This window comes from Cognatishimia sp. WU-CL00825, assembly GCF_040364665.1.
Taxonomy (GTDB): Bacteria; Pseudomonadota; Alphaproteobacteria; order Rhodobacterales; family Rhodobacteraceae; genus Cognatishimia.
On record NZ_BAABWX010000013.1, the window covers coordinates 1 to 7,555 of the forward strand.

Annotated in this window: 9 protein-coding genes; 3 read left to right on the top strand and 6 right to left on the bottom strand. The window is 51.6% G+C overall.

Going from position 1 to position 7,555, the window contains the following annotated elements; genetic code table 11:
* Positions 1-135: 135 nt before the first annotated feature.
* Together ABXG94_RS17715 and ABXG94_RS17720 are read right to left on the bottom strand one after the other, a co-directional pair.
* Positions 136-2,100, bottom strand: a complete 1,965-nt coding sequence (locus ABXG94_RS17715; protein ID WP_353536324.1) for a bifunctional 2',3'-cyclic-nucleotide 2'-phosphodiesterase/3'-nucleotidase — start codon at positions 2,098-2,100, stop codon at positions 136-138.
* 193 nt (positions 2,101-2,293) lie between these two features.
* Positions 2,294-3,328, bottom strand: a complete 1,035-nt coding sequence (locus tag ABXG94_RS17720) for a fatty acid desaturase (protein ID WP_353536325.1) — start codon at positions 3,326-3,328, stop codon at positions 2,294-2,296.
* A gap of 248 nt (positions 3,329-3,576) precedes the next feature.
* Here ABXG94_RS17720 and ABXG94_RS17725 point away from each other — a divergent pair, with 248 nt between their 5' ends.
* On the top strand, positions 3,577-3,753 hold the full coding sequence (locus ABXG94_RS17725) for a hypothetical protein (RefSeq protein WP_353536326.1): 177 nt from the start codon (positions 3,577-3,579) through the stop codon (positions 3,751-3,753).
* 69 nt (positions 3,754-3,822) lie between these two features.
* On the opposite strand, the gene ABXG94_RS17730 is transcribed toward ABXG94_RS17725, so the two are convergent.
* The 3 genes from ABXG94_RS17730 to gstA are packed head-to-tail and all read right to left on the bottom strand — an operon-like array spanning position 3,823 to position 5,035.
* Positions 3,823-4,047 carry a tautomerase family protein gene (locus ABXG94_RS17730; protein WP_353536327.1) on the bottom strand — a complete coding sequence of 75 codons (225 nt, stop codon included), beginning with the start codon at positions 4,045-4,047 and terminating at the stop codon, positions 3,823-3,825.
* A gap of 2 nt (positions 4,048-4,049) precedes the next feature.
* Complete coding sequence (locus tag ABXG94_RS17735) at positions 4,050-4,427, bottom strand: nuclear transport factor 2 family protein (protein WP_353536328.1); 378 nt, start codon at positions 4,425-4,427, stop codon at positions 4,050-4,052.
* Positions 4,424-5,035, bottom strand: coding sequence for a glutathione transferase GstA (gstA, locus tag ABXG94_RS17740; protein ID WP_353536329.1), 612 nt, complete (start codon positions 5,033-5,035; stop codon positions 4,424-4,426). Before gstA ends, ABXG94_RS17735 begins: the two co-directional genes overlap by 4 nt.
* A 135-nt stretch (positions 5,036-5,170) precedes the next feature.
* On the opposite strand from gstA, the gene ABXG94_RS17745 reads away from it, so the two are divergent.
* Positions 5,171-5,503: a winged helix-turn-helix transcriptional regulator gene (locus tag ABXG94_RS17745; RefSeq protein WP_353536330.1), complete on the top strand. Its 333-nt coding sequence runs from the start codon at positions 5,171-5,173 to the stop codon at positions 5,501-5,503.
* Positions 5,504-5,746: 243 nt separating this feature from the next.
* On the top strand, positions 5,747-7,057 hold the full coding sequence (locus ABXG94_RS17750; protein ID WP_353536331.1) for an NAD(P)-dependent oxidoreductase: 1,311 nt from the start codon (positions 5,747-5,749) through the stop codon (positions 7,055-7,057).
* Between the two features lie 143 nt (positions 7,058-7,200).
* On the opposite strand, the gene ABXG94_RS17755 is transcribed toward ABXG94_RS17750, so the two are convergent.
* On the bottom strand, positions 7,201-7,555 hold a 355-nt coding region (locus ABXG94_RS17755), incomplete at its 5' end, for an EF-Tu C-terminal domain-related protein (protein WP_502901730.1).

Below are 7,555 nucleotides of genomic sequence, written 5' to 3' on the forward strand. Positions count from 1 at the left end.
CCGCAGCCTGCTTAAGCACCTGAAATAATGAGCTCTAAGTAACCCGCGCTTTCTCTCCTCCCAAGACAGCGCGGGTTCTAAAGAAACAGGCGGCCCTTGGGCCGCCTTTCATATTTTAAGCGATGGTTTTTGCACTTACAGATTGATGCGGAACCGCGCAAACCCATCCGGACCCGACCCTGCAGGTGCAATTTCTACGCCCTTAACATCTGCGGCGTAACCTGTGGCCTTGGGCCCTGTATCAAACAGAACTGTTGTGCCGGGCAGCGGTGCGAATTTCCAGTTGGCATCGGCCGCTGGAGAGATCGTGCCCTGTTCTACGATATAGCGCACAATCACGTCGCGGTTTGTATCTGGTCCTTCAAAGATGATGGTGTCACCCAACGCACCCGGGAATTTGCCGCCACCAGAGGCACGGTAATTGTTGGTTGCGATGACAAACTTTTGCGCCGGATCCAATGGCTGACCATTGTACATCAAATTTACAATACGGTTTGCATCTGGGTTTGTCAGATTGCCTTTAGGATCAAACATCGACGGTTGCGACAGATCGATTTCATAAGTCACGCCGTCCATGACGTCAAAATTGTAGGACGGGAAATTCGGGTTCAACAAAACCTGATCTGCCTTGCCTGCTTCCACTTGGTTAAAAATGCCCGCAGACCGTTCCAGCCAATTCTTCACCTCTTGGCCGGTGACCAAAACCGCCCGAGCTGTGTTTGGATAGAGGTACAGATCAGAAACGTTTTTGATGGCAACATCACCCTTAGCGACATCTGTGTAGTATTCTGGACCACCACGACCGCCCGCTTTGAACGGTGCCGCCGCTGACAAAATCGGCAGGCCTTCGTATTCTGTGCCTTTCATCATCTCTTTGATGTACCAGCTTTGCGCAATCGAAACGATTTGCACTGAGGGGTCATCTGCAACAAGGGCAAAATAGCTGTGCAATGGCGCATCGGTCTTGCCAACGGCGCGGCGCACATAGGCCAAGGTGGCATCATGCTCTTGTTGAACAGAGTCCAACACGTATTGCTCGCTTTCCACCAAGGCCGTGATGGATCGATCTTCGTTACGCTGAGAAATCGGGCGCGCCTCTGCTGTGTGACCAACCACTTTCCATTCATTGCCGGAACGCTCTAACATCAGGTCGATCAGCCCAAGGTGAGAGCCCCAGAAGCCACCCATCGCAGCAGGGACGCCTTCGATGGTGCCTTTGGCCACATCAACGCCCGCCACGTCGGCATAGTCTTTAGAGGGGAAGACCCGGTGATGGTGCCCGGTGACAATTGCATCGATGCCCGGAATACGCGCCAGAGGCACGGAGGCATTTTCCATGCCATCCACAGCTTCGGCACCACCAATACCAGAATGCGACAGCGCGATGATGATATCTGCGCCCTCTTCTTTCATCATCGGCACATAGGCTTTGGCGGTTTGCAAAATATCGCGTGCCTGCACCTTGCCTTCCAGATGGCGACGATCCCAGTTCATGATTTGTGGCGGCACAAATCCGATCATGCCGACCTTGATTTTATGCTTAGCGCCGGCACCGTCCATGATCTCTTTTTCGACGATCACATAGGGCTTGATCAGCGTGGTGTCTTTGGTGGGGTCTGATCCCATTTCTTTGACAACATTCGCCGAGATCACAGGGAAATCTGCACCCGCCAATGATTTCATCAAGAAATCCAGACCATAGTTGAATTCGTGGTTGCCCAAAGTCGATGCTTCAAAACCCACCGCATTCATCGCCGCAATCACCGGGTGCATATCCCCCTCTTTCATGCCGCGCTCATAGGCGATGTAATCACCCATGGGGTTGCCTTGTAAGAAATCCCCATTGTCCACCAACAGCGAATTTGTTGCCTCGGCGCGGATGTCTTTCACAATCGCTGCGGTGCGGGCGAGACCTACGGTGTCCCGGCCTTTGTCGGCATAATAGTCATAGGGGAAAACATGCACGTGCAAATCGGTCGTTTCCATAATCCGCAAATGTGCCTGGGCCGCTGAAGCATGTGCAGAAAACGGATGCAAAGCGATAAAGCTGGCCCCCGCGGTTGCACCCAAAAACCCGCGACGAGAGAGATGTTGTGTCATGTTAATACCCCGAACTATTTTTTGATCAGTCATTCAAACATTGAAATGTAACAATCACAATCCTCTTTTCAAACAGATTTGTAACAGTTTGATTTGCGGGGTTTTAAATCAAAAAAACGCACCAAAATGGTGCGTTTTACATTTTCTAATCGGCACCAACGGGGCCAAATTGGTTGGGGTTCTTAGCTAGTGATCAGCCATAGATCGCGTTGCTTTGCGCAAAGGAAAGCAACCTGCCACCCTTTTCATCCCACAGGTGCAACTTGGCACTGGCAAAGCTTTCGCCAATGGTCATGCGGTTGATCTGGGTCAGTTCTTTTTGGTCGCGCAACACTTCGGTCAGACGATAAAATGGGATACGACTATAGACATGGTGCACATGGTGAATGCCAATATTGGCAGTGAACCACTGCAAAACACTTGGCAAAACGTAGTACGAGCTGCCATGCAGAGCCGCGTCATGCAGCTGCCAGTCCTCGTCTTCGTCCCAGCTTGTGTATTCAAATTGGTGCTGCACATAGAACAACCACATGCCCGCGGTGGCTGCGATCAACGTGGTTGGCAAGAAAATCAACAGCAAGGGTGCAAATCCGCCAAAATACCAGACGACTAAAAGCGCTACCAAAATGACAACATTTGTGCCCATAGCGCTGACCCAGTATTTGGCTTGGCTCATCAGGCCAAACGGCAGGCGTTGTTGCAGCAAAAACAGATAGCTAGGTCCAAATCCAAATAAGACAATCGGGTTGCGATACAGGCGATAATTCAGCTTCCCCCAAGCACTCAGCGCCTGATATTCGGACACAGTCTTGGTGTGAATGTCGCCCATGCCACGCTTGCTGAGGTTCCCTGAGGCACCATGGTGCACCGCATGGGTGCGGCGCCACACATCATATGGCGTCAGGGTCAAAACGCCGATGGCGCGCCCGATCCAATCGCTGACATGGCGATTTTTGAATAGTGCCCCGTGCCCACAATCATGTTGAATGGCAAAAAGTCGCAACAAAAACAAAGCATTAAATGCAGATAACGCAAAGGCCAGCACATAGCTGAAAGACAGGGCCCACCAGGCCAAGGCCCAAAGCGCTACAAAAGGCACGAGGCTCACCACAAGCTCAAAAACACTGCGCAGGTGATTGGGCTCACGATACTGCGCCAGAACTTTGACCCAATCGCGCGCATTTGTTTGGCCAACCTCTGCCGGTTCCGAGTGATGAAGTTCTGCCATGTGCCTGCCTGTAAAATTTGTCCTGCCCCGGATAAACGACCTGAGCCACTTAGCAAGCCTCTAAAACGCAATCACCCAAGAAAACCAGCAAATGCAGGTAAAAGTTGCGTCAAATCTACGTGGGCCCACGTAAAGCGGTCCAATTCTCTCCCCAAATCCAGAAACTGATTTTCAATTCACCGGATCACGCTAAGATGAATCTATGCTGTCCAGATGGGCAGACCAGCGCAAAGCGGGAAGACAGCTTGATGAAACATGTACCCAAAGAAACCACCGACGAGGCCCTGATCAAAGAATTCCTGGAAAAGGGCGGCAGTGTGAAGGTTGGTAAGACAAAACCGATGCCGTATGACATGGGCATCAGCAAAAACACCTGGAACAACAAGCTGACCAAAGAGGAAAAAGAAGCCAAGAAGGTCAAGTAAGCGCGTAGAAACAAACTTTGATTGCCGTTCCGGGGCAGGAAACCGCCCCAGAAGCAATAGATTTTGCGATCAGCTTTGGGCTTGCTGTCGATAGTCCAATACAGGCAAACCTCCAATACCCCAGCTTTCCACTGGAATCTGATCAATTACAACAAAAGTGCTACTGGGGTCTTTGCCCAACACATCTTGCAGCAAAGCACTGACACCCGCAATCAAAGCCGCTTGTTGGTTTGCACTAGGTCCGTTGCCGTCTGGGCCACCTTCTTTTGTGACCTTTATGTTTACATAGGGCATCTTCAGTCCTTTCTTGGAACATATTCAAATACCTTTGCAACGATGCACCATCGGCCGTCGTGTTTTACAAAGGTCAAATAGTCGAGGTAATCGCGCTGCATCAGCGTCATGGATGCTTTGACTTGGGCAATATTTGCGCCCACCGAAATCTCTAAAATACGATCGTCCCTTGCATCTCCGGTTTCTGCCGGTGGAACGCGCTTGTCGACGCGGGCCAGATAGGTTTCCAAATCCAATGCCATTTCGTCGCCAGTGGTTGCACAAACATAGGCCAAGTTGGGGTGAAAAATCGCACGCAGCCTTGTACTATCGGCATGATAAAGCGCGTCAAAATAAGTTTCGATCTGTGCAGTGATCGCAGCAAACGAATCCGGGCTCATGCCAACAACCCTTCTGCCTTCATCGCACGTTCAACGCTTGCCCGCTTGGAGACACGTGCCAAAAAGGCCTGTAAATAAGGCCAGTCGCTCAAGGCGATACCTTTGAAATTGGCCCAATTGGCAACCACAAACAGATAGATGTCAGCAATGCCAAAGTGGCCTGGCACCAAAGTTTCGCGCGCATCTGCCAAGACCGCTTCAACCTGGGTAAACTTGACCGCAACCTGTTCCTTCGCACGCTCTTGGTCTGTTTCAGAGGCTTGCGCGCTAAACAGCGGCGAAAATGCCTTGTGCAATTCACTTGAGACAAACGTCAATTGCTCTAACATTTTGGCCCGCTCCACGGTTCCGATCGGGGGTGCAAGTTGTGCTTGGGGCGCGGAATCTGCAAGAAACTGCAAAATCGCTGGCCCCTCGGTCAAAACACCCGCCCCATCAAGATCCAGCGCAGGCACATAGCCCTTGGCGTTGACTTGCAAATAGTCAGCCCCAGTCTCGGTCAAGCCAGTGTCAGTATCGACCTTTTCGATCTCAAAGCGGTTGCCAATCTCTTGCAGCACAATATGGCTCGCCAAAGAACAAGCGCCGGGTTTGTAATACAACTTCATTTGCTGGTGTCCTATTTTGTAAGTTTCACAAATCTCAAGTGACCCCTTGAGTTTCCATTTACAATCTAGTTTCCATTAGTTACCTATAAAATGCGTTACTTCAGAGAAACCTAGTTACCCAATATGCCGTTAAAAATGACAAAAAATCAAAGCCCAGAACCGCCAGAACCCTGCATGCTGACAGAGTGTATGGCGGTTATATCCGGCGCTTGGGCCCCAAATGTGATCTGGTCTTTGCGCGCAGGGCCGCGCCGCTTCAGCGAATTGAGAGTTGATATTCCTCCGATCTCCGCCAAAGTCCTCTCAGCTCGGTTGTCAGAGCTTGAGGCAAAGGGTGTTCTGCTGCGCCACGTGCGTCGAACTTCTCCACCGTCCACAGAATATGAACTGACGTCACTTGGGACAGAACTTCTGCCCGCCTTGGACGCAATTGTTCAGGTTGGCCATCGGCTAAAGCAACGAAAGTAAATTCGACTTTCGTCTCATAGATAACACTCAGAGCACGTCCGCAAACAATGCCACACCAAACGCCATGCATCCAACCGCGCAGGACCTGCGGCCTAGAGCACCACAATAAGCCATTTTAGGTCCTCAGTTTGTCGTTCTGGTGCAAGATCAAAGTTTTTTGGCGGTCATAGTGAAGTGACAGTGTCGACTTGCAGGTGACCTGCAGGCCGACAAGGGCAAAACACATCACCATAGGACAATCTCATGGCGCATTCGCAAACTATTGGCTTCATTGGATCTGGCCGCATTGGTCGTCCGGTCATGCAGGCGCTGCTTAAGGCAGGGCACAAAGTTCAGGTCTATGACAAGTTTCAATCAGCAACGGACTCTATTGTAAGCGCAGGGGGGACGTGGGCAGCGACGCCTGCAATCGCAGCCGCGCATTGCGACTTGCTTGTCACCTGCCTTGCGCTCCCCAGCCATGTCACCGAGTGTATGCTGGCAGAAAAGGGTGCGCTGGAAACCCTGCCCAAAGGCGCTGTTTGGCTGAATATGTCTACCACCGACTATCATGGCACAATGGAGATCGCGTCGCAGGCCAAGGCAAAGGGTGTCCACTGCCTTGAAGGACCGGTCAGCAACCTATCACATATGGGCGTTGATTATGGCAATTCGAGCCTGTTCTGTGCAGGCGATAAAATTGGCTATGACAAAGTACAGGATGTGCTTGCGGTAATTGCAAAAATTTCGTTTTTTACAGGTGAAATTGGCACGGCCCAAGCGACCAAGCTTTTGACCAATCACCTGTTTTACGCCGCGGTTCTTGTCACCACAGATTGCTTGGCGATTGCATCAAAAGCAGGCATCCCAACACTGTGGGTCTGGAACCAACTGGAACAATCCAGCGCCAATTCCATCGTGCTTGCACAATTCATGCCCTTTATTTTTGACGGCAGCTACGACAGTTCCTGCGCATTGGAAATCGGCATCAAAGATCTGAATTTGACGGTAAAGCTCGCAAAAGAATTGCAAGTGGATCTGCCGCTTGGTGCATTGGTGAGCCAGCGGTATACCCTTGCTGGAAACCACTATGATCCACGTCAGAACCACCTCAGCGTCGCCAAGCTGACCGAGGCAGCCAATGACCTAAGTTTGCGCGTCGTCGGCTTTGAAGCCGCTTCTAAATACGGCATAAATCCCGACTATCAGCATAACCAACCCATGACGGTCGATGATTTGGGGCGGCTTTGCCCCAACTGGCCCGCATCCTATCAGGCAGCAGAATTCTGCCCGACCGCTGAACAGCAAGAGCTGACAGAGACCCTCGTCCATTTCATTGCGCTCAGCAACCAAAGACTGTTGCAAGAAGCCAGATCCCTGGGTCTCGCAGCGGGCATCGACGCGGATCTGATCAACGAAATGATCATCTGGAGCGTGGGCACAAATTGGGTGATTGAGAATTGGTCTGACTATGTGCCTATGACCAACGCAATTGACGCGCTGCGCGCCGTTGCTAGCCTGCATGACCTGCCGTTCTTACGGGCCTTCATGTCTGCAATGCAGCATCAAGATTGATCCCGCGGCTGCAGCCGCAATTTGACACGCAAAAAGGGCCGCTCGTTTGAGCGGCCCTTTATATTTTTTCACTGGGTGGCTTACGGTGATTTGCTTTGCAATTCACCTATCGCCGTGGCCGAAATCCTTGCGGATGTTCGTCCTTACTCAGTGATCTTGGACACAACGCCGGAACCAACGGTGCGGCCACCTTCGCGGATCGCGAAGCGCAGGCCTTGCTCCATCGCGATAGGCGCGATCAGCTCAACGTCAAATTTCAGGTTGTCACCAGGCATAACCATTTCTGTGCCTTCTGGCAGAACAACAGTGCCGGTCACGTCAGTTGTACGGAAGTAGAACTGTGGACGGTAGTTGGCGAAGAATGGCGTGTGACGGCCACCCTCGTCCTTGGTCAGAATATAGGCTTCTGCTTCGAACTTGGTGTGTGGGTTCACGGAACCTGGCTTACACAGAACCTGACCGCGCTCTACGCCGTCACGGTCAACGCCGCGCAGCAAC